Annotated in this window: 1 protein-coding gene; it reads left to right on the top strand. The window is 35.6% G+C overall.

Annotated features, from left to right (window positions below; genetic code table 11):
* Positions 1 to 2542, top strand: a 2542-nt coding sequence (locus ACQY1Q_RS09385; RefSeq protein WP_431005050.1) for a hypothetical protein, incomplete at both ends; no start/stop codon positions are given.

A 2542-nucleotide genomic window follows, 5' to 3' on the forward strand; every position in this document is an offset into this window, starting at 1 on the left:
ACGATAGATGTAGTAGATGGAGCAGGATGTAGTGGAGCACAACAAACAGTAACAATCAACGATCAATTAACCGGAACGGTTGTTGTAACAAATGCAAGTTGTTCAAATGGAGCTATAAATGTTACTGCTTTAGGAGGAGACGGAAATTATGTGTATTCTGTTGTTACAGCTAATGATCCAATACCGGCTGATGGAACATTTAACAATACAAATCCAATATCTCAACCGGCCGGAACTTATGATGTGTATATTAGAGATCAAAATGGAGCAGCTGGCTATTGTCAGTTTATAATTGAAGATGTTGTTATTGCTAGTGTAGTAAATGTTAGTATTTCAGAAACAGCAAATCAACCTGTTTGTAATGGTGATTTAGGAAGTATTGACATTACTATTTCAAATGGAGAGTCTCCACATAGTTTTGTCGTAACTAATTCAGGAGGAGCTACAGTTGCTACATTGACAAATTTTGTTGGAACATCAACTTCTTTTAATGATTTACCGGCAGAAACCTATACAATAACAATAACAGATAGTTTAGGGTGTACAGATAGTAAAGTAGTTACTTTAACCAACCCGACGGCTTTAGTAATGGATATTGAAGGAGTACCACCACCACTTTGTGGTGTATCTGATCCTGCTAATACCGGATTTAATTTTATCAATATAAATCCAGCCAATTATGCACCGTATACATTACAGTATAGTGTAGATAACGGAGTTACTTGGTTTGATTTCACTAACGGTCAGATTAGAGGATACAATCCGGGAGATATTGTATATCCAACTTTACGAATTTCTGATGGAACCGGAGGAACGGGTAATACAAGATGTATTTTAAGTTATGGACAATATATTATACCGTTTAATGTAAGTGGTATAGTTGTAGATGTTCAACCTTCAGGAGACTGTACAACGGGATATAATGTAACAGTAAGAGCTCTTAACGGTTTAGGTCCTTTTGAATTTTCGATAAATTCATCAACGGGGCCTTGGTTATCAGCTATCCAAGCAGGACCGGTAGATTTAGATCCTACAAATCCAAATTCTGATTTTAGAAGACATATTTTTACCAATATAACTCCAGGATTGAACTACCAGTTTTATGTTAGAGATACCAATACCGGGTGTATAGAAATGAATGATTTACCATTAACTTTCCCTGATTCGAGTTACGATGTAGATATTACTGCTACAACTAGTAATGAGTCTTGTTCTGGAACATTAAATGATGGAGAAATAACATTTACTATAAATGATACTGATGGTCTTTTGGAATTAAATACAATCGATTGGCAATTGTTTGATGCTATCACTAATGCACCATTAACAACACCAGTTACAGGAACCATAGCTAATACAGTTACTTATCCGTATGACTTAGTTGTTTCTGGGCTTAATCCTGGTTCTTATTATTTAGTAATAGAAAGAGATTCAGGAATGGCATCTTCTTGTTCATGGGGTAGTCCTGATGTTGAAATTAAAGACGGAACTCCTATTGCTGGTAATTTAACAGTGGTAAACAATATTACCTGTGATGTTGATGGAACTGTGCGTATAGAGGGGGTAAATGGAGGTTTCCCGGGATATACTTATGCAGCTACAGTTAATGAAACAGGAGTTCCTGGTAATTTAATAGCATTTACTTTAACTGGAAATATAATTTCAGTGGATGATGCAGCATTAGGAGGAGTTACTTCTGTAGATGTATCAGTTACGATAACAGATACAAATGGATGTACTACAACTTTAGGTCCGGTTACTTTAACATTAAGTCCTTCACCAACATTAGAAATAGGAGATATAACAACAAGTACTTGTGGAACTAATAAAACAATTACTGTAACAGGAAATAATGGTTTAGCTCTTGGTGGAACACCTCCTTACCAGTATTCTAGTGATGGAGGAACAACATACTCAGCTTCAACAACTAATACAAGTTATACTTTTAATGGTTTAACACCTGGAAGTTATGATATAGTTGTAAAAGATGCTAATGGTTGTACCGCAGCTCAAAATGGAATAATAATTTATCCTGAGCTAGACTTTACATTAATAACTACTCAGAATTTAAACTGTGTACCAGGAGAAGCTGTTATAGGAATAACTGTAGATTCAGGAGCAGGTTTAAGTACCTCAGGTAACTTTACATATACAATTAATGGAGTAGGTGCTACACCTAATCCGGCATTAACTTCGGGAAGTATTTTAGGAACATCAACTTCAACAACTCATACAGTAACTGCTGAAGGAACTTATGAAATTATTATGACAGATGTTACTTCAGGTTGTATGATAACACAACAAATCACAATTTCCCCGGCGATTGTACCGAATTTCAGTGCCGTAGCGAGTGTTAATAATATATGTTATGGAAGCAGTACCGGAGTTATTCAGATAACCGAGTTAAATAACAGTATCAATCCATTAAGTTATAGTATAAGTGTTTTAAGTGGAGGGCCTTATGCAGGAACGATAAATACGAGTACATTAACTTATGAGAATTTACCTGAGGGAGTTTACCGAATCACAGGAACAGGAACAA

The sequence above is a fragment of the Tenacibaculum sp. TC6 genome (genome assembly GCF_050606265.1).
GTDB lineage: Bacteria > Bacteroidota > Bacteroidia > Flavobacteriales > Flavobacteriaceae > Polaribacter.